The organism is Salipiger sp. D13, from assembly GCF_003703915.1.
Lineage (GTDB): Bacteria > Pseudomonadota > Alphaproteobacteria > Rhodobacterales > Rhodobacteraceae > Salipiger > Salipiger profundus.
In genome coordinates this window covers 118735-141706 of the sequence record NZ_RAPJ01000008.1, presented here as the reverse complement: position 1 = coordinate 141706, position 22972 = coordinate 118735, and the positions used below count along the sequence as shown (strand labels likewise).

22 protein-coding genes and 1 riboswitch are annotated in these 22972 nt (G+C 68.6%); of the genes, 12 read left to right on the top strand and 10 right to left on the bottom strand.

Annotation, left to right across the window (positions count from 1 at the left end; all coding sequences use genetic code 11):
- The first annotated feature begins 6 nt into the window (after positions 1–6).
- Positions 7–204, top strand: a complete 198-nt coding sequence (locus D6860_RS18530) for a hypothetical protein (protein WP_017469007.1) — start codon at positions 7–9, stop codon at positions 202–204.
- A 25-nt stretch (positions 205–229) separates the two neighbouring features.
- On the opposite strand, the gene D6860_RS18525 is transcribed toward D6860_RS18530, so the two are convergent.
- Entirely contained in the window at positions 230–826 is a 597-nt protein-coding gene (locus tag D6860_RS18525) for an exopolysaccharide biosynthesis protein (RefSeq protein ID WP_017469006.1), read from the bottom strand.
- A 154-nt stretch (positions 827–980) separates the two neighbouring features.
- Between D6860_RS18525 and D6860_RS18520 the strand changes: the two genes are divergently transcribed.
- The gene (locus tag D6860_RS18520; RefSeq protein WP_076622908.1) at positions 981–2033 is read left to right on the top strand and encodes an AI-2E family transporter; all 1053 of its coding nucleotides are present in this window, start codon (positions 981–983) and stop codon (positions 2031–2033) included.
- 343 nt (positions 2034–2376) lie between these two features.
- Here D6860_RS18520 and D6860_RS18515 read toward each other — a convergent pair whose 3' ends face one another.
- On the bottom strand, positions 2377–3276 hold the full coding sequence (locus D6860_RS18515; RefSeq protein ID WP_017468518.1) for a YihY/virulence factor BrkB family protein: 900 nt from the start codon (positions 3274–3276) through the stop codon (positions 2377–2379).
- Between the two features lie 166 nt (positions 3277–3442).
- Between D6860_RS18515 and D6860_RS18510 the strand changes: the two genes are divergently transcribed.
- Complete coding sequence (locus D6860_RS18510) at positions 3443–3922, top strand: hypothetical protein (RefSeq protein WP_076622907.1); 480 nt, start codon at positions 3443–3445, stop codon at positions 3920–3922.
- 46 nt (positions 3923–3968) lie between these two features.
- On the opposite strand, the gene D6860_RS18505 is transcribed toward D6860_RS18510, so the two are convergent.
- The 3 genes from D6860_RS18505 to D6860_RS18495 form a co-directional block, all read right to left on the bottom strand.
- Positions 3969–4439 (bottom strand): DsrE family protein, encoded by a 471-nt coding sequence (locus tag D6860_RS18505; protein WP_076622906.1) that lies wholly within the window; start codon positions 4437–4439, stop codon positions 3969–3971.
- 121 nt (positions 4440–4560) lie between these two features.
- Positions 4561–5724, bottom strand: a complete 1164-nt coding sequence (locus D6860_RS18500) for a PhnD/SsuA/transferrin family substrate-binding protein (protein ID WP_076622905.1) — start codon at positions 5722–5724, stop codon at positions 4561–4563.
- 101 nt (positions 5725–5825) lie between these two features.
- Positions 5826–7325, bottom strand: coding sequence for an MORN repeat-containing protein (locus tag D6860_RS18495; RefSeq protein WP_093411831.1), 1500 nt, complete (start codon positions 7323–7325; stop codon positions 5826–5828).
- A 147-nt stretch (positions 7326–7472) separates the two neighbouring features.
- Between D6860_RS18495 and D6860_RS18490 the strand changes: the two genes are divergently transcribed.
- Both D6860_RS18490 and D6860_RS18485 read left to right on the top strand, forming a co-directional pair.
- A complete protein-coding gene (locus D6860_RS18490; RefSeq protein ID WP_076622904.1) occupies positions 7473–9131 on the top strand; it encodes an NAD+ synthase in 1659 nt (552 codons plus the stop codon).
- 5 nt (positions 9132–9136) lie between these two features.
- Positions 9137–10177 carry a glycosyltransferase family 4 protein gene (locus tag D6860_RS18485; RefSeq protein WP_076622903.1) on the top strand — a complete coding sequence of 347 codons (1041 nt, stop codon included), beginning with the start codon at positions 9137–9139 and terminating at the stop codon, positions 10175–10177.
- A 26-nt stretch (positions 10178–10203) separates the two neighbouring features.
- Here D6860_RS18485 and D6860_RS18480 read toward each other — a convergent pair whose 3' ends face one another.
- On the bottom strand, positions 10204–10593 hold the full coding sequence (locus tag D6860_RS18480; protein ID WP_017469924.1) for a metallopeptidase family protein: 390 nt from the start codon (positions 10591–10593) through the stop codon (positions 10204–10206).
- Positions 10594–10719: 126 nt separating this feature from the next.
- On the opposite strand from D6860_RS18480, the gene D6860_RS18475 reads away from it, so the two are divergent.
- Complete coding sequence (locus tag D6860_RS18475) at positions 10720–11271, top strand: 2OG-Fe(II) oxygenase (RefSeq protein WP_076622902.1); 552 nt, start codon at positions 10720–10722, stop codon at positions 11269–11271.
- A 69-nt stretch (positions 11272–11340) separates the two neighbouring features.
- Here the strand turns inward: D6860_RS18475 and D6860_RS18470 are convergent, their stop codons facing one another.
- Both D6860_RS18470 and D6860_RS18465 read right to left on the bottom strand, forming a co-directional pair.
- On the bottom strand, positions 11341–12270 hold the full coding sequence (locus tag D6860_RS18470) for an MBL fold metallo-hydrolase (RefSeq protein WP_076622901.1): 930 nt from the start codon (positions 12268–12270) through the stop codon (positions 11341–11343).
- A gap of 182 nt (positions 12271–12452) precedes the next feature.
- Complete coding sequence (locus D6860_RS18465; RefSeq protein ID WP_076625302.1) at positions 12453–13406, bottom strand: 1-phosphofructokinase family hexose kinase; 954 nt, start codon at positions 13404–13406, stop codon at positions 12453–12455.
- Positions 13407–13508: 102 nt separating this feature from the next.
- Between D6860_RS18465 and gltX the strand changes: the two genes are divergently transcribed.
- The gene (gltX, locus tag D6860_RS18460) at positions 13509–14846 is read left to right on the top strand and encodes a glutamate--tRNA ligase (RefSeq protein ID WP_076622900.1); all 1338 of its coding nucleotides are present in this window, start codon (positions 13509–13511) and stop codon (positions 14844–14846) included.
- A 100-nt stretch (positions 14847–14946) separates the two neighbouring features.
- Here gltX and D6860_RS18455 read toward each other — a convergent pair whose 3' ends face one another.
- Together D6860_RS18455 and D6860_RS18450 are read right to left on the bottom strand one after the other, a co-directional pair.
- The gene (locus tag D6860_RS18455; RefSeq protein WP_076622899.1) at positions 14947–16179 is read right to left on the bottom strand and encodes a DUF2254 domain-containing protein; all 1233 of its coding nucleotides are present in this window, start codon (positions 16177–16179) and stop codon (positions 14947–14949) included.
- Positions 16176–16748 (bottom strand): gamma-glutamylcyclotransferase family protein, encoded by a 573-nt coding sequence (locus D6860_RS18450; RefSeq protein ID WP_076622898.1) that lies wholly within the window; start codon positions 16746–16748, stop codon positions 16176–16178. The genes D6860_RS18455 and D6860_RS18450 overlap by 4 nt, the downstream gene beginning before the upstream one ends.
- A gap of 87 nt (positions 16749–16835) precedes the next feature.
- On the opposite strand from D6860_RS18450, the gene D6860_RS18445 reads away from it, so the two are divergent.
- From D6860_RS18445 to D6860_RS25830, 5 genes are all read left to right on the top strand, one after another.
- Complete coding sequence (locus tag D6860_RS18445; protein ID WP_076622897.1) at positions 16836–17327, top strand: RrF2 family transcriptional regulator; 492 nt, start codon at positions 16836–16838, stop codon at positions 17325–17327.
- A gap of 6 nt (positions 17328–17333) precedes the next feature.
- A riboswitch (glycine riboswitch) is annotated at positions 17334–17420 on the top strand.
- A 160-nt stretch (positions 17421–17580) separates the two neighbouring features.
- Complete coding sequence (gene gcvT / locus D6860_RS18440) at positions 17581–18717, top strand: glycine cleavage system aminomethyltransferase GcvT (RefSeq protein WP_076622896.1); 1137 nt, start codon at positions 17581–17583, stop codon at positions 18715–18717.
- 18 nt (positions 18718–18735) lie between these two features.
- Positions 18736–19092 (top strand): glycine cleavage system protein GcvH, encoded by a 357-nt coding sequence (gene gcvH / locus D6860_RS18435; RefSeq protein ID WP_017467044.1) that lies wholly within the window; start codon positions 18736–18738, stop codon positions 19090–19092.
- Between the two features lie 149 nt (positions 19093–19241).
- Positions 19242–22091 (top strand): aminomethyl-transferring glycine dehydrogenase, encoded by a 2850-nt coding sequence (gcvP, locus tag D6860_RS18430; RefSeq protein WP_076622895.1) that lies wholly within the window; start codon positions 19242–19244, stop codon positions 22089–22091.
- Positions 22092–22311: 220 nt separating this feature from the next.
- Entirely contained in the window at positions 22312–22959 is a 648-nt protein-coding gene (locus tag D6860_RS25830) for a DUF58 domain-containing protein (RefSeq protein ID WP_128549308.1), read from the top strand.
- Positions 22960–22972: the final 13 nt, after the last annotated feature.

Sequence of the window (22972 nt, the reverse complement as noted above, 5' to 3'; positions counted from 1 at the left end):
CAGATCATGAGCGAACGCGACCCCGAACACCCCCGCGACGTGCGCGCCGGACCGGGCGACGCAGGCGCCAGCGACCGGCCCGATCATCTGCCGGAAACGCCTCAGGACCGCCGCAAGGGGCGGAGTGCGACCAAGCTTTTTCTCGTGTTGCTCGCCGTCGCGGTGATCGTGGTGCTGGTGCTGAACTGGGCGGCCGTGGTCTAGACGGCCCTTCCGGTCGTCGCGAGGCTCAGATTACGCCGAAGGCGAAGAGCGGAACGCCGATCGCCACGGCGCCGATCACGACACTGCCGATGAGCGCCAGCAGCCCGTCCCGCGCCAGAAGTGCCGTCGCCATGATCATCACGGCGGTGCCGAGCAGCGACGACGAGAACGGCACGAGTTCCAGGAACGGCATCGCCGCGCCGCAAAGAAAGCAAAGCAGGTAGAGCCACTGCCGGAACGGCGGCACGGTGAGCACCCGGAACCGCTGGCGTGAGTGACGGTCGAGCCAGTCGCTGAGGCGCCTCAGCTTCGACACCGCCGTGCGGGCCCTGGGGCCGTCGATGCGGCGTCGCATTATGAAACCGGGCAGCCACAGGTGGCTCCGGCGCAGAAGCATCTGGCCCGCGATGAAGGCGATGGTCAGACCGCAGACGGTCGAAAACAGCGGGATGCCCGAGAGCGGCGAGACCGTGAGCAGCGCCGGCACCATCAGCGCCGGCAGGAACGAGCTTTCCCCGAACTCCTCCAGCAGGTCATGCACGCTGAGCGAGGGCTGGTTCGTCGCGCTGTCCAGCCGATCTACGATTTCTCCCACCGGGCGGGCCGGGCTCTCTGTGGCCATGAAACTCGCGCTCCTGTTCAGACCCTGCTCAATGCGCAACGCGGCGCGCGGGTTCCCTTGAATGCACAGATGTGGCGGAGACCCGCCGGACGCAAGGCGTCTCCCGATGGAAAGCCCCTTGGGAACCTTTCGATGCCTGCCTCGTTTACAAGCCATGAAACGACCAGCTTTCGTCTCCGACACGGTGCTGCGCGTCTCGTCGGCGATCGTAGCGGCGGGCGTGCTCCTATTTGCTCTGAAGACGGCGGAAGACGTCTTTGCCCCCCTCATCCTCGCCATGGTTGTGGGGGTTATCTTTGCGCCCCTGGCCGACCGGCTCGAACGCATCGGCCTTCCACGCGGCGCAGTTGCGCTGGGGCTTATCGTGATGATGTTCTTCACGATATTCGCGCTGGCCTACATGGTCGAACCCTATGTGACCGCCGTGATCGACGAGATCCCCTCGATCAAGTACGAGATACGAAAGCTGCTCTTCGAGTACCGCGGCCTGATACAGGGCCTGGGCGAGATGAACCGCGAAGTCGAACAGGCGCTCGGCAACGGTGCGGCTGCGGGCGATGGCGGCTCCGACATACCAAGCATGACCGACGCCATGTTCCTGGCACCGGTGATCCTCGGGCAGATGCTGATTTTCCTCGGTGCGCTGTTCTTCTTTTTGCTCACCCGCAGCGAGATCTACCAGTGGATGTCGTTCCGCATCGGCGGTGGCGCCGACACGCCCATGATCATGCAACGCCTGACCGACGCCGAACGGATGGTCTCGCGCTACTTCGCGGCGGTCTCGATCGTGAACGCCGCGCTCGGCGTGGCCACCGGGGCCTACCTGATGGCGATCGGCGTGCCGGGCGCTGTGGTCTGGGGCATCGGTGCGATGCTGATGAACTTCGTCCTCTACCTCGGGCCGGCGGCGATCGCGGCGGGCCTGCTGCTCTCCGGGGTCGTCAACTTCGACGGCCTGATGACCTTTGCGCCGGCGGCGGGCTTCCTGACGCTGAACATGATCGAGGCCCAGTTCGCGACGCCCACGCTGGTCGGCCGCCACGTGCAGATCAACCCCTTCCTGATCTTCGTGGCCCTCGTCTTCTGGCTCTGGCTCTGGGGCCCGCTCGGCGGCATCGTCGCCATCCCGGTGACGCTGATCCTGCTGCGGCTCTTCGACATCATGGGTGATCGTGCGGACGCCTCGGGGGCGGTCCGCACCGCCTGACCCCGGATTCTCCGCGGGCGCTTCTTCTGGCCCGAAATATCCCGGGGAGTCCGCGCAGCGCGCGGACGGGGCAGAGCCCCGCATCTCCCGTTCTCTCTCGACTGCGCGAACGCTGCCCGCTCCCGGACCGGGCGTGCCAGACGGCACGGCCCGGACCTGCGGCCCGGCATGAGTTCATGAAAAAGCCCCGCTCTCGGAAGAGAGCGGGGCGTGTAGGGTGCGTGCCGCGTGAGGGAAGTCGGGACAGGGTCGCGGCACGCTCAGGGACAGGACGGTACAGGCGTCCTTGAGATAAGAACGCGATTGCCCGGAAAGCGTTCCGCGCGGTTTCAAAAAATTCGTATCATTTTCCGCGGGCCGCGCGCAGCCGGTCGAGTTCGCCATTCAGTTGCGCGCCGAGCAGCGTGATGAGGGCGCTGATGTAGAACCACAGCAGCAGCGCCACCACCGCGCCGAGCGAGCCGTAGACCTCGTTCAGACGGTCGAAGTTGCGCACGTAGGTGGTCAGCGCCCAGGACCCGAGCCCCCAGCCGATCAGCGCGAGAAGCGCGCCCGGGGTCAGCCAGCGCATCCGCGACTGCCGCCGGTTCGGGCCGTAGCGATAGAGCAGGCCGATCGCGAAGAAGACCACCGCCAGCAGCACCAGCCACTTCACCGCCGCGACCGCGAGCTCGACGTGGAACGGCAGCCCGAGAAAGGTCAGCGCGGCGGGCAGGATCACCACCGAGGCAAAGGCCACCAGCGCCACCAGCACAAGCAACGTCGTCAGGAACACCGCCACGGCGACCCTGCGGAAGAGGTTCGCGCGGTGGGGCGCCTGGCTCACCGCGTTGAGGCCGCGGATCAGTGCCGCGACCGAGGCCCGGGTCGTCCAGATCGCCGCCACGATCGAGATGACCGAGGTCCATTGCAGTGTCGAGCGGTTCGCGGTGATGAGCTGGCCGACCTGCGTCGAGAGCAGCTCGTAGGCCTGCTCGGGCATCATCTCGCTGAGCAGTTCCATCTGGTCCGAAATCACGATCGGATCCGACCAGTAGCCCCAGATCGCGATGACCGCCGAGATGGCCGGAAACAGCGAGAGGAACGCGTAGAAGGCCACGCCAGCCGCGATCAGCCCGAGGTTGCGCTGGTCCATCAGCACCCAGACGCCCCAGAGGGCGTGCAGCCACTCGCGGAGGCTCAGCCGCTCACGGCGGCGCCGCGGCGGCTTGGTTTCCGCGTCGGAAGCAATCGTTTCGCTCATGCCGAAACCTTGTGGGTGCCGCGCGGTCGGCGTCAATCCGCCGTGTGCAGCGCCGCGATTTTCCCGACAAATCGAGACAAAATCGCCGCTCAACCGCTCCTTAAACCGAATCCCGTTCCTTGCCGCGCAGCGGGGTGGCCCGCGCCACGGGAAAGGGTTCGGGTTCATGTCATCGTCTGTTGTTGCGAAGTGCCTTTTTCACGGGCTGGCGGTCGCCATTCTGCTGTTCGGGGCCGCCCTGCCGATGCGGGCGGCGCCGCAATACGAGCGGGGCGGGGGCGTCGTGCATGTCGTCGGCGACGATCCCGGCGGGCGGCTCCGAACCCGCATCGACGAGATTTCGCAGATCCGCGCTCGCGGCGACCGGGTCGAGATACGCGGGCGATACTGCCACTCGGCCTGCACGCTCTATCTCGGCGCGGGCGACGTCTGCGTCAGCCCGGCAACGCGCTTCGGATTTCACGGCCCGAGCTACCGCGCGGCCCCGATCCGCGCGGATCGGTTCGACTACTGGTCGCGGCGCATGGCCAGCTACTACCCGCCGCGCCTGTCGCGCTGGTTCCTCGCGCGGGCCCGTCACGTGACGCAGGGCTACCTGACCCTGACCGGTGCCGAGCTGATCGGCATGGGCGTTCCGCGCTGCTGAACGGGCGGGGCGACACGGGGGCCGCTCCGCACCGTCCATGTGGCGATCAGGGCTTGATGTAGGTGAAGCCGTCCATCTGCAGCTTCGACAGTTCCGCCACGCCCGAAGGCACGATGTCGTCGTCCCAGACGTCGTAAAGATCGTTCGAGAAGTCGATGTCGCGGCCCCTGAGGGTGTTGTTGCAGACGTGAAAGCGCACCTTCTGGGATTTCAGAGACCCGACGTTGGTCTGCAGCTTGGTGTCGGCCTGGGCGTGCTGAAGCAGGTCGACCCCGTTGCCGTGCAGAACCACCTTCACCTCGAGGTTTTCGGCACCGACGGCGTTGATGTGGTTCTGGATGTTGCGCATGGCACCGCGATAGGCCTTGTCGCCTTCGCCGCCGGGATAGTTGATGTGATAGACCACCTTTTGCGGCGCGTATCCGCTGCCCTGGGCGGCGGCTTTCGTCGCCTTGAGGGCCGCGGCTGCGGCCGGCGCGGCCAGGCAGAGCCCGGCAAAGATGCGGCGTGTGATCATGTTCTTCTCCTCCCTTGATGGCCGGGCCGGGGCCCGGTCCCACGAGGGTGACATGCCGGGCGCGGGCGTCACCAGCCCGCCGATACCCGTGATTTCCGCGTGGAAGTGCCCCGGGAAAACCCTAGGCCTGACCCTTTCCGACCCTTGGACGCAGGTGGTCTGCCGCGACGCTCACCAGCTGCGCGGCGCTGCGCACGTGAAACTTGCGCAGCAGGTTCGAGCGGTGGAACTCGACCGTCTTGGGGCTCACCCCCAGTTCGGCGGCAATCTCCTTGCTCGACAGGCCCCGGCTCACGAGCTTCAGGATCTGCCGCTCCCGCCGGGTGAGCTGCACCTCGTCCTCCGCCAAAGCCTCCGACGCGGGCGCGGCCTCCGGCGCCGGGGGGGCACCGCGCAGCCACAGCAGCAGCGCCGCGATGCCGGCGAGCGACGCGGCCATGGTCACCCAGGCCGCCGTCGGCACCGCGCCCGGGCCCGTGTCGCCCGGCGGCGCCGTGTCGGCCTCGTAGACGTCGAGCAGCCGTCGTGCCGAAAGATAGCTGACCGGCGCCCGCCAGATGTCGCGCAGCCCGCTGTCGGCGCTTTGCAGGAGCGCGAGCGCCACGGCATTGGTCAGCGCCGGATCGGTCCGTGCCAGCGCGACGAAGGGCCATTCGGGATAGAGCCGCGTGCTGACCCGGTCGGCGTGGGTGTAGCTCGCGCCGGGGTCGAGCACCTCGAGCGCGTCGATGTCGATGCGCCCGGCGGCGCCGAGGCTTTCCAGCAGGCCGCTGCGCACGATGCCGATGTCGACCTCGCCGGCAAGCACGGCCATCACGACCCGGTCCATCGGGAAGCCGAGAAAGACGGTCTCGGCCGGGGCGGTGCGCAGGTCGATGCCCTGCTCACGGGCCTCGAACCAGACGGTCTGGAAGCCACCGAAGCCGCGCGGGCTGACCGCGGCCACCCGTGCGCCCAAAAGGTCGCTGTAGGAGTTCAGGCCGGTGCCGCGCCGGGCGAAGAGCGTGCTGCCGAAGCTCGTGGCGCGGCTGCCGTCGGACAGCCGCCGCGCGCGGGTCGCGAGCACGCTCATCGGGTAGCTTCGCGAAAGCGTCAGGTAGTGGCCGGGATTGGTGACGAGAAAATCCAGCGCCCCGGTCTCGAGCAGCAGCGCCGCCGAGCCCAGCGTCACCGGCACCATGCGCACCGGTCTCCCGTCGAGCTTTCCGGTCAGGTAGCGCGAGAGCGGTTGCCAGTCGTCCTGCCCCTCGTCCCAGCCGCGATAGGCCAGCACGCCGATGCGCACGGCGTTGTCCTCGCCGTTCTGCGCGGCGGCCGGCAGCGGGCGCAGAAGCGCCGCACCGAGGCACAGGCAGGCGAGACAGAGAAGCCCGCGTGCCAGGCGGCTCAGTTGCCGCCCGCCTGCTCGCCCTCCGCCTGCGTGCCGTCCGTGCCCGCTTCGGAGACGGTGCCGTCCTCCCCGGCCTCCTCCTCCGACGCGACCGGCGTGGCCGTCGTCAATACGCCGTTGACCCATTCGCCCGAGGCCTCCTCCCCGGTGGCATAGCGCAGGACTCCCTCCCCCTCGCGTTTGCCATCCTTGAACATTCCTTCGTAGACGTCGCCGTTGGCGTAGGTCGCGGTGCCCTCGCCCTCGAACACGCCGTTCACCCAGCCGCCTTCGTAGCGGAAGCCGTCGGGCATGGTGATGGTGCCCTGCCCGTGGCGACGGTCCTCGCGGAAGTCGCCGGTGTAGACCGTCCCGTCGGCGTAGGTCGCGGTACCGGACCCGTGGCGCTGGTTGTCCTTCCAGTCGCCCTCGTAGGTGTAGCCGTCGGGGTAGGTGATCGTGCCCTCGCCGTTGTAGCGGGCGTTGCTGAAGTCGCCTTCGTAGATCACGCCGTTGGGATAGGTCGCGCGGCCTTCGCCCTCGATGACGCCATCGACCCAGTCGCCCTCGTAGGTGGCGCCGTCGGGATAGGTTGTCTTGCCCTCGCCGTTGGCGAGATCGCCGCGTATCTCGCCCTCGTAGACCGACCCGTCGGGATAGACCACGCGGCCCTCGCCCTCGATCTGGCCGGCCACCCAGTTGCCCTCGAGCCGGTAGCCGTCGGCCCCGGTGAAGACCCCGTAGCCCTGCCGCTGGTCGTTGTTGAACTCGCCCTCGTAGGTGTCGCCGCTGGCGTAGGTCTCCTTGCCCTGGCCCTCGCGCCGGCCGTCGACGAGCTCGCCCTCGTAGATGTCACCGTTGGGCAGCGTGAGCTTGCCGGTGCCGTCCTGCTGGCCGTCGCGCCACATGCCGGTGTAGACCAGCCCGTCGGCCATGGTCAGCGTGCCCTCGCCCGAGCGCTTGCCGTTGGCGACGCGGCCCTCGTAGACCGAGCCGTCGGGGTAGGTGATCTTGGCGTTGCCCTCTTCGACGCCGTTCACCCAGTCGCCCTCGTAGCGGTAGCCGTCGGGAGTGGTCATCACGCCGCGCCCGTGGTGCAGCGCGTTGCGGAACGAACCTTCGTAGCGGGCGCCATTGGCATACTGGATCACACCCTTGCCGGTGATCTTGCCGTCCTGCCACGAGCCCTCGTAGACGCTGCCGTCGGCCAGCACGAGCTTGCCGACGCCCTCGGGCTTGCCGTTGTCGAACTCGCCCTCGTAGACCGCGCCGCTGGGATAGCGCGCGGTGCCGTCGCCGCTGATCTCGCCCTCGACCCAGTCGCCGGTGTATTCGTAGCCGTTCGGCAGCCGGTAGGTGCCGGTGCCGTGTCGCAGGCCGTCGCGGAAGGTGCCCTCGTAGACCCCGCCGTCATCGAACTGCTTGGTGACGACTTCGCCGTCCTGCTGCGCCGCCACGTTGCCGGCGATGGCCAGACAGATGGCGGCTGCGGCAAGTTTCATGCCTGCGCGTTTCATTGCTCGTTCCCTGCCGGATGCCCTCTCCTTGTGCCCGGAAGGTAAACAAGGGCCCCTGCACTGACAATCTCTTTTGCCGCGGGCCGCTTCCCCTCGGGCGTGGTTCTGCTATGTCGGGCCGAGGACGTGACTGAAAGGGACATGGGCATGGCCGACCGTTTCCGCCTGACCATTGCGCAGCTGAACCCCACGCTCGGAGACCTCGCGGGCAATGCCGCGAAGGCGCGCGACGCGTGGGAAAAGGGCAAGGCTGCGGGCGCCGACATGGTGGCGCTGCCCGAGATGTTCATCGCGGGCTACAACGCGCAGGACCTGCCGATGAAGCACGCCTTCACGCTCGACTGCATGGCAGCGGTGAAGCAGCTGGCCGAGGACTGCGCCGACGGCCCGACGCTCGCCATCGGCTGCCCGTGGGTCGAGGGCACCGAGCTCTTCAACGCCTATGTCATCTGCCGGGGCGGCAAGATGGTGACGCAGGTCTTCAAGCATCACCTGCCCAACTACAAGGTCTTCGACGAGCTGCGGATCTTCGACAGCGGGCCCATCGGCGGGCCCTACGCGGTGGGCAACACCCGTGTCGGCTCTCCGATCTGCGAGGATGCCTGGTACGAGGACGTGGCCGAGACGCTGGCCGAGACCGGTGCCGAGTTCCTGCTGGTCCCGAACGGCTCGCCCTACTACCGCAACAAGTACGAGACCCGGCTCAACAAGATGATTGCCCGCGTGGTCGAGACCGGCCTGCCGCTCATCTACCTGAACATGACCGGCGGGCAGGACGACCAGATCTTCGACGGCGGCTCCTTCGTGCTCAACCCGCACGGGGCGGTCGCGATGCAGCTTCCGGTCTTCGAGGAGGCCATCGCCCACGTCGATCTCGAGCGGACCGAAGACGGCTGGCGCGCGCTCGACGGCGATTTCACCCGCCATCCCGACGCAATGGAGCAGGATTACAACGCGATGGTGGTCGCGCTGCGCGACTACTGCCGCAAGACCGGCTTCGGCAAGGTGCTGCTGGGCCTCTCGGGCGGCATCGACTCGGCGCTTGTGGCGACCATCGCGGTCGATGCGCTGGGCGCCGAGAACGTGCGCTGCGTGATGCTGCCCTCGGAATACACCTCGGAGCATTCGCTCGAGGACGCCAAGGCCTGCGCGGAGGCGCTGGGCTGCCACTACGACTTCGTGCCGATCACCCCGGGCCGCGACGCCATCACCGAGACGCTCGCGCCGCTCTTCGAAGGTCGCGATCCCGATCTCACCGAAGAGAATATCCAATCGCGGCTGCGTGGCCTGCTGCTGATGGCCCTGTCGAACAAGTTCGGCGAGATGCTCCTGACCACCGGCAACAAGTCCGAGGTCGCGGTGGGCTACGCCACGATCTACGGCGACATGGCGGGCGGCTACAATCCGATCAAGGATCTTTACAAGACCCGCGTCTTCGACATCTGCCGCTGGCGCAACGCGAACCACCGCGCATGGATGAGCGGCCCCGAAGGGCTGGTTATCCCCGAGCGTATCATCTCCAAGCCGCCGTCGGCCGAACTGCGCGCGGATCAGAAGGACAGCGACTCGCTGCCCGACTACCCGGTGCTCGACGGCATCCTGCAGATCCTCGTGGACGACGACGGCTCGATCGCCGACTGCGTTGCGGCAGGCTATGCGCGCGAAGACGCAAAGAAGGTCGAGCACCTGCTCTACATCTCGGAATACAAGCGCTTCCAGTCGGCACCGGGGGCGCGACTGTCGCAGCGTGCGTTCTGGCTCGACCGGCGCTATCCTATCGTCAACAGGTGGCGGGATCAGAGCTGACGGACATGCAGGCGACCATCCTCTTCGTCGTTCCGAGGTTTCACACGAACCTCTTCTTCGCGACGAAGGCGCTGGTCGATGCAGGCGCCCGGGTTTCGGTCTGGGCCTCCGGTAGCGGCGGCGCGGAGGATCACAGCCACGTGGTGCCGCAGATCTTTCCCGACCCCGCGGATACGTCTGCGCTGAAGACGGCCTGGGACGCGCTCTCGCCGGACATCGTCTTTCTTCGCAACACCGCGAAGCTGCGGGTTCAGCTGGCGAAGATCGGGCGCCGCGCCGGGGCGGCGCTTTGGTCCTACGACATGCACCCGTGGCACCGGCACGAGACGCTTTCGCACCGCTTCCTGCTCTGGCGACAAGGCCTTCCGATCCGCCGAATCACCGCGAATCCGGGGCTGGGGGAGGCAACGCCTGACCGCTGGGCGCGTTACCTGCCGTGGCCCGTCGTGACCGATCCACCGCCGCCGATGCCGGCGCGCAGCGGGGACGGGCCGGTCACGGTGCTCTGCGTCGCCAAGCTTGGGCAGCGTCGCAAGATGCAGCACCTCGTGATCGATGCGATGCGCGAAGCCGGTCGGGCGGGCCGGGCAAGACTGATCCTGGTCGGCTCGGAACGGGTGCTCGACACTCCGGAAGACCGCGCGCATTTCGCCGCGCTCAAGGCGTCGTCCGAGGCCGAAGACTGGATCGACATGCGTGGGCTGATCCCGTTTTCCGAGATGCCCGCGCTCTACGCCTCGTCCGACATCTGCATCCTGCCGAGCTTCGACGAGCCGCTGGGCTTCGCCCCGGCCGAGGCGATGGCCTATGGCTGCGTGCCGGTGATCTCGGTCGAGGCAGGCTCGGCGGGCTATCTTTCGGAAGGCGAAAGCGGCCTGCTGGTCGATCCGCACCGACCCGAGACGGTGGCAAAGGCGCTCGACCGGCTGATCGGTGACCCCGAGCTGCGGCAGCGGCTGGGGCAGGGCGCGCGTGAGACGGCGCTCGGCGAACTCGGGCCGCAGCGCTTCGTGCGGCGGATGCAGGCGATCATCGACGAGGGCTGACCCATTCGGACGCGTGGGGCGGGTGCCTACTCCCACCAGCGGTCGATGGTGGCGATGTCGTCGTCGGACCAGCCGAAATGATGCGCGAACTCGTGCACGGTGACATGCACCACGAGGTCCTCGAGCTCGATGTCGCCGCGGTCGCGCCATTCCGCCAGGATCGGCTGCCGGAACAGCCACACCCGGTCAGGCCACGGCGAGGGCGCGCTGATCGCGCGCTCGGTCATCGGGATGCCCTCGTAAAGCCCGGTCAGGTCGAGCGGGTCGCGGATCTGCATGTCGCGCAGGATCTCCTCGGGCGGCCAGTCGACGACCTCGAGCAGCACGTCCTCGGCGCTGGCGCGGAAGGGCTGCGGAAAGCTCTCGACGGCGCGGCGCGCCATGGCTTCGAAACTGGCAATATCCGGGTCGGTCATGCGCCCTGATATGGCGTGCGCGGGAGCGCGGGAAAAGGTCGTTTCCGGACCGCCCTGTCGTTTTCGGCGCAGCATGGCGCGACAGACGCGTTATGGCAGCGTGTTCCCTCCATCGAGAGCCCGACCATGCTGACCGTTCACCGGATCCCCGCCGCCTTCTCCGAGGCAGACTGCGCCCGCATCATCGACATCACCAAGGCCGCCGAGAGCGCCGACGCCCGCCTTGTCGGTCGCAATCGCGACCACAACCTGCGGCGCGCCGATCTGGTCTGGATCGACGATCTGCCCGATACCGGCTGGATCATGGAGCGCATCATCGAGGTGGTGCGCGAGGCCAACCGCGAGGTCTACGGCTTCGATCTCGACGGCTTCGACGAAAGCGCGCAGGTCGCCCGCTACGGCGCCGAGCGGCAGGGGCACTTCGGCTGGCATGCCGACATCGGCGACGGCCGACTCGCGGGCCGGCGCAAGCTCACGATGGTGGTGCAGCTGTCCGACGCCGATGCCTACCGGGGCGGCGCGCTCGAGGTCATGCCCTCGGCCCACACGGTCGAGGCGTCGCGCGAGCGTGGCAGCGCCACGCTGTTTCCGTCGTTCCTGCTGCACCGGGTGACACCCGTCGAAGAGGGCGCGCGGCACTCGCTGACGATCTGGGCGCACGGGCCCGGCTTCCGCTGAGGCGTGACGAGAAAGGGCGGGTGCGGCCCTCTGGCCGCACCCGCCCTTCTCGTGGCATGGTCGTTCCGTTCAGCCCAGCATCAACTGGTAGCTGTGCGGCACGTAGCGGAAGCCGTCCTCGCGGGTCTCGACGAAGCCCACGGCAGGGAAGGGCATGTGGTAGCCGATGAAGGGGATCTTCTCCTCGGCCAGCATGCCCAGCACCTTGCGGCGGGTCTCGGCGGCCTGCGCCTTGTCGGAGTCGAAGGACACTTCCCAGTCGGGATAGGCCAGCGACCAGACGTAGTGGTTGGCAAGGTCGGCGGCCAGCAGCAGCTTCTGGTCGCCGCTCTCGAGCATGAAGCACATGTGCCCGGGCGTGTGGCCCGGCGCAAGCATCGAGGTCACGCCCGAGGCGATGCTCTCGTCGTCGCCGATGAAGGTGAACTGATCCTCGAGCGGCGCGATCTTGTTGGCGAAGGCGTCGCTGTCGGTGCTCGACCAGTGGTCGTATTCCTGCTGCCCGGTGACGTGCTGCGCGTTGGCGAAGGTCGGCCCGTCGCCGCCGGTCAGGCCGCCGACGTGGTCGCCGTGCATGTGGGTGATGACCACGTGGGTCACGTCCTCGGCGGAATATCCCGCAGCCTCGACCGCCGCGACGATCGCGTCGGGCGCAAGGCCGGTGTCGAAGAGGATCAGCTCGGCGCCGGTGTTCACCAGCGTCGGCGTGAAGAAGAACTGTGCCTTGTCAGTCGGGATCATGGCATCGTCCGAGACCTGCTGGAAGGTCTCGTCCGAAACGTTCAGTCCGAAGATCGAATGCGGGTCCTCGCGGGTCGCGGTCCCGGCCATCAGCACGTTGACCTCGAAATCGCCGAGCATCACGCGGTAGACGCGCGGCACCTGCGCATCCTGCATCGCGGGTTGCGCGCTGGCGCTGCCGGCCACCGTGGCGGCGAACGGAATGGTGGCTGCGCCCGCAAGGGCGGCGCGACGGGTGAATGTCGGTTGATTGGTCATGTGGTCTTCCCTCCTGTCGTTTCGGCTCGGGGCCGGCCTTTGATGATGGGCCAGACCTAGCCCGTTCCTGTCGTCCGGCCAGAAACGGGGAAATGACATTTGCGCGAAATGGGCCGTCCGCCCCGGGGGGCGGTTCTTCGGCCGGGGGGCGTATCGAGCCCCGCGAGGGCGCGCCCGCAGGGTTACTGCAGGATCTCGCTCGCGCCGCATTGCGGCAGCAGGTCCGAGACCATCTCGGAGGTGCAGAGCGAGGTGCCGGGGGTGGTGACCGTGGCACTTGCGGCTGCCGCGCCAAGAGCCAGCGCCTCGGGGGCGCCGACGCCGCTGGCGATGGCATGGGCATAGGCGCCGACGAAGCTGTCGCCCGCGCCCACCGCCGAGACCACCGAGACGGCGGCGGCGCTCACCTGTGTCAGCCCGTCGGGGCCGGCCATGACCGACCCGTCGGGTCCGCGCGCCACGATGACCCGTTCCGCGGCGCCGCGTGCCACCAGCTCGGCGGCGAACTGCGCCGACTCGAGCCGCGTGACCAGCGGCCGTCCGGCCAGCTCTTCGGCCTCGACGTGGTCCATGCGCAGCACCGCCGGCGCGGGGGAGGTGCCCTCGGCGAGATAGGCCAGCGCCTCGCCCGAGGTGTCGACGATGACATGGGCGTTGCGGGGGGCGAGCGCCTCGCAGAGACGGGTCGCGAAGTCCACCGACACGCCGGGCGGCTGGCTGCCGCTCAGGACGAGGATGCCGCCCTCGGGCACCGCCGAGGCGATGGCCTGCAGGGCCTCGGCCACATCGGACTCGGCCCATTGCGGCCCGGGCATCACGAAGCGGAACTGCTCGCCGGAGTGGCGGTCGTGCACGGCGAAGCTCTCGCGGGTCTCGTCCGGTGCCTTCATCCGCACCAGCGGGATGCCGTGATCGGCCAGTGCCGCCTCGAGCCGCATGCCGCTGGGGCCGGCGAGCGCCACGAAGGCCCGTGCGCGGCCGCCGAGCGCCTGCACGACGCGCGCCACGTTGATGCCGCCGCCGCCGGGGTCGACGGCGACCGGATCGCAGCGCAGCTTGGGCCCCGCGATGACCCGGTCGGTCGCGGTGGAAAGGTCGAGTGCGGGATTGAGCGTGACGGTCAGAATGTCCTTCATGAGCGGCACAATGGCACCGCCTGCGGCGTTCGCCAAGAGGCCGGAACTGGACAAATGAACGCGCTTGTGGGAAGTGCCCTGCGCGTAAGCAGGAGCCTCCCCATGACCGTCACCCGTTTTGCCCCTTCGCCCACCGGCCACATCCACGTGGGCAACCTCCGCACGGCGCTGTTCAACTACCTGATCGCCCGCAAGGCCGGCGGCACCTTCATTCTGCGGATCGACGACACCGATCCCGAGCGCAGCAAGGAAGAGTATGTCGATGGCATCAAGCGCGACCTCGAGTGGCTGGGGCTGACATGGGACCGTATCGAGCGGCAGAGCGAGCGGCTCGACCGCTACCACGCCGCCGCCGAAACGCTGCGCGAGATCGGTCGGTTCTACGAGGCATGGGAAACCCCGACCGAGCTAGACCTGAAGCGCAAGAAGCAGCTGAACATGGGCCGCCCGCCGGTCTATGACCGTGCGGCGCTTGCGCTTTCCGACGACGAGAAGGCGGCGCTCCGGGCCGAGCGCGGCGACGGCGTCTGGCGGTTCAAGCTCGACCAGGAGCGGATCGAGTGGACCGACGGCATCCTCGGAGACATCTCGATCGACGCTGCGAGCGTCTCGGATCCGGTGCTGATCCGCGGCGACGGCCAGATCCTCTACACGCTGGCCTCGGTGGTCGACGATACCGAGATGGGCGTGACGCACGTGGTGCGCGGCTCGGACCACGTCACCAACACCGCGACCCAGATCCAGATCATCAACGCGCTGGGCGGCAGCGTGCCGACCTTCGCTCACCACTCGCTGCTCACGGGCCCGCAGGGCGAATCGCTCTCCAAGCGGCTTGGCGTTCTGTCGATCCGCGACCTGCGCGAGTCGGGCGTCGAGCCCGAGGCGCTGCTGTCGCTGATGGCGCGGCTGGGCTCGAGCCAGCCCGTCGAGCTGCGGACCTCTCTCGACGAGATCGCCGAGGGCTTCGAGCTGTCGCAGTTCGGCTCCGCGCCGACCAAGTTCGACGTGAACGACCTCTACCCGCTGACCGCGCGCAAGCTGCACGCACTGCCGCTCGACGCGGTGGCCGACGATATTGCGGCGCTGGGCGTGCCCGCCGACAAGGCCGAGCTGTTCTGGTCGGTCACCCGCGACAACATCACCACCCGCAAGGATCTTGCCGGCTGGTGGGAGCTCTTCCGTGACGGTGCCGATCCGGTGGTGGCCGACGAGGACCGCGATTTCGTCGCCGAGGCGATGTCGATCCTGCCCGAGGGGCCGTTCACCCGCGAGACCTGGGGCGCGTGGACCAAGGCGGTGAAGGAACAGACCGGCCGCAAGGGCAAGGGCCTGTTCATGCCGCTGCGCAAGGCGCTGACCGGGCTCGAGCGGGGCCCCGAGATGGCCGACGTCATGCCGCTGCTCGACAAGGTGCCGGCCCGCGCGCTCGCCAAGGGCTGAGCCGCCACGCCCGGGGCACCCCCGGGCTGCCCGGCGGCAGGGGCGCAAGATTTTTCGGACGAAAAATCTTTCCGCCCCGGGGGCCGCTGGATCGAGACGGTCAGATTTCGTGGGCGAGCCCGTCGCGGTCGTCAGTGACGCTCAGCGCATCCTTGACGTGGCGCAGCGCGTAGCCCTGCATCCGGCGCGCCGCCTGCGCCATTCCCGGCCAATCCGCGCCTTCGAGCGTGCGCAGCGCCTCGACCGCCGCGCCGATCACCTCCGGGTGGCCGGCGCCTGCCCGGATGAGCGACGCGAATCCGTCCTCGACGACATCGGCGGCTCTCACGGTCGGAAGCTCCACCCGGGGAAACTCCGGGGGCGAACCGCTCGGGGCGCCAATCTCGTGCAGCAGCCGTGTCAGCCGGTGGATCACGTCGATGGCGGTGCCCGGGTCGTTGATCCCCGGAGACAGCGCCCGCGCGGCCACTTCGCTCAGAACCACGATGCCGAAGCGTGAATCCTGCTCGGGCGTGCGGATGCTGCCGATGGTGAAGCAGTCCGTGATCTGGTCCAGGTCCTCGCCCGCGCCCTCGATCAGCCAGGCGACCGGGGCGCCCTTCACCACGTGTTGCCCCGGCGCGCTGGTCACGGTGATATGGCCGCCACGCTCGGCGAGGATCCCGTGCAGCGCCTCGACGTCGACGAACTGGATGTAGCCGCCCGAGGGCGCGGGGACCGGCACGGCGCTCTCGGGCAGTTCGGGGTCGGCGTCGAGCGGCACGCCGCCGAACGCGGGCTGCTGCATCGCCCGTTCCAGCGCCTCGCGCGCCTGTCGTTCCACCATCGCCAGCGTGTCGTCCATGCTGCCGAGGCGGCTCAGGTGCTCGATCCAGCGCAGGATGGCGAGGACGATGGCGCCGATCACCAGCACCGTCACGCCGAGGATCACGATGGCGGTGTCGGGCGCGTAGAGGTCGGCCCGGAACATCACCAGCGCGGTCAGCGCGTAGAGAAACGCCCCGGTGAATGTGGCAAGCACGGTCTGGGTCGTGGTGTCCTCGAGGTGCAGCCGGTAGGCGCGCGGCGTGGCCTGGCTCGCGGCGGTCTGGAAGGCCTGCACCATCACCGACAGCGAAAAGGTCGTCACCGTGAGCATGGTGGTGGCAAGGATCGTCAGGATCGGGATCACCGCATCGGGCTTGACCTGCTCGGTCCAGCGCGACGGCAGCAGCGGTTCGATCAGCGGCGAGAGGAACGCCATCGCCAGCGCCAGCACCGCGCCGAAGACCACCCGTGCCGCGAGATTGCGGGCCACCCGCTTCACCAGAAGCAGGGTTTTCGACAGCCTCATGCCGCGACCCGTCGGCACCGCAGCCCGTCGAGCCTGCGGTCGACAAAGGCCCGCTCGGCATCGTCGAGCTGCTGCGCGCGCGGATACTGCGGATCGGCCCGGTCATCGAGGATCGGCGCCTCCCAGCCGGTGGTGGTGTCGAAGAACCGCTCGGCTCCGGCCTCGCCGAACTCGGACAGGTAGCCCTGTATGACCACGTCGAGGTAGCTCAGGAGCACCGGGTGCGCGTCGTCGGGCGGGAAGTGGTTCTGCGGTGCGATGGCGTAGATCGCAAGCTGGTCCACGCCGTCGGCGGCGTGCTGCACGCAGCCCGCCGCGTCGCGCCGTTCGTAGGCCTGTTCGCGCAGGTCGAGCGCGGCCCAGCCATCGGGTGGCACCTGCGCGATGAGCCCTTCGATCTCGCAGGCGGGGTCGGGCACGGCGGTGAGGTAGGCCACCTGCCGATCCGCGGTGAACCGCCATGCGCGGCGCCAGCCGCGGGCGCGGGCGGTGTGGGCGGGGGTGAAACCATGTGTCATCCGGTTCACGAGTGAGCCGTATCCGAAGAAGAAAGCGCTGTTGGAGATCATGTTCCGTCGTTCGATTGATGTATGTCAAACCGGCATTTGCCGGATCATGTATGAAATTCGCGACATTTCGAAACCGAGGGCAGCCCCGTGCGCGTCACCAAGAGAACCAATATCGCCGTCCGCGTACTGATGCATTGTGCCGCCAATGCCGGTCGTCTCGTCACAAAAGCCGAGATCGCGCGGCGATGCAACGCGTCCGAGAACCACCTCGCGCAGGTCATCAACCAGCTGGCGCAGCTCGGCTACCTGCACACCCAGCGGGGCCGCAACGGCGGGCTCGAACTGTCCCGGCCGGCCGACCAGATCCGCATCGGCGACGTGTTCCGCGCGCTCGAGGCGCCGGTGCCGCTGGCCGAATGCTTCGCCGATGTCGACAACACCTGCCCGCTGACCGACGCCTGCCGCCTGCGCATCGCGCTGACCGACGCGGCCAGCGCCTTCTACGCGACGCTCGATCCGATCACGCTCGACGCGCTGGTCTGCGACAATGCCCCGCTTATGGACATTCTCGCGCCGGAACAGCGCTGCACGCTCGGAATGCGCCCGGGCAATCTTGCGGCCCAGCCGCAAACATCGTAGCGTCTGTTCATCGCGATGGGAGAACCGGCCTTGCCGGTGCCGAAGGAGCAACCGCCCCGGAAACTCTCAGGCCAAAAGGACCGTCGCGGTGAACTGACTCTGGAGAGTGGCGCCGACATGGTGCCCGCCGAAGGGATAACGATCTCAGGCTGACGGACAGAGGGGGCGTTTCAGGCGTGGCAATCCGGCCGCGCGGAAATGCCCGGAGTCAGGCCAAGGCGCCGCATCCGGGAACAAGGGATGTGAGACGCGCATGGACGAGCTTGACCGCACGCCACTACATGACCTGCACCTTTCGCTCGGCGCGAAGATGGTGCCCTTCGCCGGCTACGACATGCCGGTGCAATACAAGCTGGGCGTGATGAAGGAACATCTTCACACGCGCGCCGCCGCCGGGCTCTTCGACGTGAGCCACATGGGGCAGGTGATGCTGCACCCGAAATCCGGCGAGGTGGCCGATGCCGCCGCCGCGCTCGAGACGCTGGTGCCGGTGAGCGTGCTGGGCCTGAAGCCCGGTCGCCAGCGCTACGGGCTGTTCACCAACGACGCGGGCGGCATCCTCGACGACCTGATGATCGCCAATGCGCCCTGGGACGACGCGCTGTTCCTCGTGGTGAACGCGGCCTGCAAGCAGGCCGACATCGCGCATATGCGCGCCCATCTCTCCGAAAGCTGCGAGATCGAGGTGCTGGAGGACCGCGCGCTGCTGGCGTTGCAGGGCCCCGAGGCCGAGACGGCGCTGGCCCGTCTGGTGCCCGGTGTGGCCGACATGCGCTTCATGGACAGCGCCGCGCACGACTGGGACGGCGAGATCCTGTGGATCTCGCGGTCGGGCTATACCGGCGAGGACGGCTTCGAGGTCTCGATTCCCGCCGCCCGTGCCGAGGCCTTCGCCACCGCGCTGCTCGAGATGGACGAGGTCGAGGCCATCGGCCTTGGCGCGCGCGACTCGCTGCGGCTCGAGGCCGGGCTCTGCCTCTACGGCCACGATCTCGACGAGACGACGACGCCGGTTGCGGGCGGGCTGGTCTGGGCGATCCAGAAGGTGCGCCGCGCCGACGGCGACCGCGCCGGCGGTTTTCCCGGGGCGGAAAAGGTGCTTGCAGAGATTGCCACCGGTGCGGATACGCTGCGCGTTGGCCTGAAGCCCGAGGGCCGGGCGCCGATGCGCGAGGGCGTGCCGCTCTTCGAGACCGCCGAGGGCGGTGCGCCGGTGGGCCGTGTCACCTCGGGCGGGTTCGGCCCGTCGGTGGGCGGGCCCGTGGCGATGGGCTATGTGCCGAATGACAGTGCCACGCCGGGCACGCGGTTCTACGGCGAGGTGCGGGGCAAGCGACTGCCGGTCGAGGTGGTCGCGCTGCCCTTCGTGAAACAGAGCTACAAGCGCTGACAGGAAGGAAACAGCGACATGAAATTCACCGAAGAACATGAATGGCTGCGGGTCGAGGATGACGTCGTCGTGGTGGGCATCACCGCGCACGCCGCCGAGCAGCTCGGAGACGTGGTGTTCGTCGAACTGCCCGACCCGGGCACCGTGAGCAAGGACGACGAGATCGTGGTGATCGAGTCGGTCAAGGCCGCCTCGGACATCCTCGCGCCGCTCGACGGCGAGATCGTCGAGGTCAACGAGGCGCTGGTCGACGACCCCGGCAAGGTCAACGAGGACCCCGAGGGCGACGCCTGGTTCTTCAAGATGACGATCGAGGACATGTCCGAGCTCGACGGGCTCATGGACGAAGCCGCCTACAAGAAGTTCATCGGTTGAGACCTGCGGGCCACGGCCCGCGCCCCGAACGGCTCACGCTCCTGCCTCGCCGCCCGCATGCGGCGGGGCGGGCAGGGCGTGAGATCTTAACGCACAGGTGACGCGGGGGATGGTCTCGCGCGGTCACCGCAGAGACCGGATGGATCGACATGCCTTTCTCGCCCACCGACTACCAACCCTATGATTTCGCCAACCGCCGCCACATAGGCCCCTCGCCCTCCGAGATGGCCGACATGTTCACGGCGCTCGGTGTCTCCGACCTCGAGGCGCTGATGGCGCAGACCGTGCCCCAGGGCATCCGCCAGGCCGAGCCGCTCGACTTCGGTGCGCCGCTCTCCGAGCGCGAGATGCTGTGGCGGCTTCAGGAGGTGGCCGATAAGAACAAGGTGCTGACCTCGCTCATCGGGCAGGGCTACCACGGCACGATCACGCCCCCGGCAATCCAGCGCAACATCTTCGAGAACCCGGCGTGGTATACCGCCTACACGCCCTACCAGCCCGAGATCAGCCAGGGCCGGCTCGAGGCGCTGCTGAACTACCAGACCATGGTGAGCGACCTCACCGGGCTCGAGATCGCCAATGCCTCGCTGCTCGACGAGGCGACCGCCTGCGCCGAGGCGATGACGATGGCCAAGCGTGTCGCCAAGTCCAAGGCGCCGGCCTTCTTCATCGACGAGAACTGCCACCCGCAGAACATCGCCGTGATGAAGACCCGCGCCGCGCCGCTCGGCATCGAGATCATCGTCGGCGCCCCCGAGACGCTCGAGGCCGACAAGGTGTTCGGCGCGATCTTCCAGTATCCAAGCACCCACGGCATGCTGCGTGACCTTTCGGCCGAGATGGAGGCCCTGCACGAGGCCAAGGCCATCGGCATCGTCGCCGCCGACATCATGGCGCTCTGCCTGCTCAAGGAGCCGGGCGCGATGGGCGCCGACATCGCGGTGGGCTCGACCCAGCGCTTCGGGGTCCCGCTGGGCTACGGCGGGCCGCACGCCGCCTACATGGCCACGAAGGACGCCTACAAGCGGGCGATGCCGGGCCGCATCGTCGGCGTGTCGGTCGACGCGCTCGGCAACCGGGCCTACCGGCTGGCGCTGCAGACCCGCGAGCAGCACATCCGGCGCGAAAAGGCGACCTCGAACGTCTGCACCGCGCAGGCGCTGCTGGCGGTCATGGCCGGGTTCTACGCGGTCTTCCACGGTCCCGAGGGGCTCAAGGCCATCGCGCAGCGCATCCACCTGCGCACGGTGCGGCTGGCCGAGGGGCTCGAGGCGGCGGGCTACGAGGTCTCGCCCGGGGCGTTCTTCGACACCATCACCGTCGAGGTCGGCCTGCTTCAGCGCGGCATCCTTCAGGCCGCGGTCAAGGAAGGCATCAACCTGCGCCGCGTGGGCCGCACCAAGATCGGCATCACGCTCGACGAGTCGGTGCGCCCGGCCCATATCGAGGGCGTCTGGCGCGCCTTCGGCCTTGTTCGCAGCTACGACGAGAGCACGCAGGATTACCGCCTGCCCGAGGCACTGCTGCGCAGCAGCGACTACCTCACGCACGAGGTGTTCCACATGAACCGGGCCGAGACCGAGATGATGCGCTACATGCGCCGTCTCGCCGACCGCGACCTCGCGCTCGACCGGGCGATGATCCCGCTGGGGTCGTGCACGATGAAGCTCAACGCGGCGGCCGAGATGATGCCGGTGAGCTGGAAGGAGTTCGCCGGGATGCACCCCTATGCGCCGAAGGACCAGGCGCGGGGCTACGCCGAGATGATCGACGACCTGTCGGCCAAGCTCTGCACGATCACCGGCTACGATGCCTTTTCGATGCAGCCCAACTCGGGCGCGCAGGGGGAATATGCCGGCCTGCTGACCATCGCGTCCTGGCAGAAGGCGCGCGGCGAGGGGCAGCGTAACGTCTGCCTGATCCCGGTGAACGCGCATGGCACCAACCCGGCCTCGGCACAGATGGTCGGCTGGAAGGTCGTCGCGGTGAAATGCGACGAGAACGGCTCGATCGACCTCGGGGATTTCCGCGAGAAGGCCGAGAAATACACCGACACGCTCGCGGCCTGCATGATCACCTACCCCTCCACGCACGGTGTCTTCGAGGAGACCGTCAAGGAGGTCTGCGCGATCACCCACGAGCACGGGGGCCAAGTCTACATCGACGGTGCCAACATGAACGCCATGGTCGGCCTGTCGCGGCCCGGCGATCTTGGCGGCGACGTCAGCCACCTGAACCTGCACAAGACCTTCTGCATCCCGCACGGCGGCGGCGGCCCCGGCATGGGCCCGATCGGCGTGAAGGCGCATCTGACCGAGCACCTGCCCTCGGACCCGCTCGACGGGGGACTCGCCGGGCCGGTCTCGGCGGCGGCCTTCGGCTCGCCCTCGCTGCTGCCGATCTCCTGGGGCTACATCCTGATGATGGGCGGCGAGGGGCTGACGCAGGCGACGCGCATCGCCATTCTCAACGCGAACTACATCGCGACCCGCCTCGCGGGGGCCTACGACATCCTCTACACCGGGCCCGAGGGCCGGGTGGCGCATGAGTGCATCATCGACGTGCGGCCGTTCGACAAGTCGGCGGGCGTCACGGTCGAGGACATCGCCAAGCGGCTGGTCGACTGCGGGTTCCATGCGCCGACGATGAGCTGGCCGGTTGCGGGTACGCTGATGGTCGAGCCCACCGAGAGCGAGACCAAGGCCGAGCTCGACCGCTTCTGCGACGCGATGCTGGCGATCCGCGAAGAGATCCGCGCCATCGAAGAGGGCCGGATCGACGGCGAGAACAACCCGCTCAAGCACGCGCCGCACACGATGGAAGACCTCGTGCGCGACTGGGATCGTCCCTACTCGCGCGAGCAGGGCTGCTTCCCGCCGGGCGCCTTCCGGGTCGACAAGTTCTGGCCGCCGGTCAACCGGGTCGACAACGCCTACGGCGACCGCCACCTCGTCTGCACCTGCCCGCCGATGTCCGACTACGCCGACGCGGCGGAATAGGGCGCGGCATCCACATCGCGATGACATGCAAACGCCGCCGGTCCGGGCTCTCCGGGCCGGCGGCGTCCTGTGTCGGGGTCGTAGACAGTCTTAGGACATGGGTCTGTGTTCCGGGGTCCGGGGCGCTCGGGTAGACTGGGCGGCACCCGTATCGCAAATCGTGAGGAGCCATGACCCGGGCCGCAGAACATGCCGGTTGCCGGCACCCGTGGAGGTCCGCGTGACCGCCGCGCTGGACGTTCCCGGCGCGACCCTGCGCCGCCACGAGCTCGCGGCGCTGCGCGAGGTGGCGCGCTCCGGCGGCGGGCGGGCCGACGCCGCGCCGGTCACGCTGCTGGTCGCGGACATGCGGCCGTCGATGCTCTGCGGCCGCAGCCGGGCGTTCCGTTCGGTGGCCGCCGCCGAGGCGCTGGTGCTGCTCGGCTGGCAGGCGGTCGACGCGGGCGGAGACGTGGCGCTGCTGACCCTCGGGGCAGGGGCGCCCGTGACGGTGGCGCCCGGGGCCGGCGCCGAAACCATGGACCGGATCATCGCCGGACTTGTGCGGGCGCATGACGCGGCTGCCGCGCTGGCGCTTGCGGGGCGGCTCGACGATCCGCCGATGACCCGCGATCTCGTGCCGCTCGACGACGAGCCTCCGGGAGTGCGGCTGGTAATCGCCTCGGGGTTCGAGATGCCCGGTGCCGGGCTCTCGGCGCGGCTGGCGGCGCTCTCCGCGCGGCACGACCTGTGGCTCCTGCGGGTTTCGGATGGCCCGCTTCCGGAGCGACCGCCGTTTCCCGGGCTGACGACCGTCGGGGTCGACGCGGGTCTGCCGCCCGAGGCCGTGGTGGCGCTGCTCGCGGCATCGGTCCCCGGCCGAAGCTGAGCCGATCCCGGCA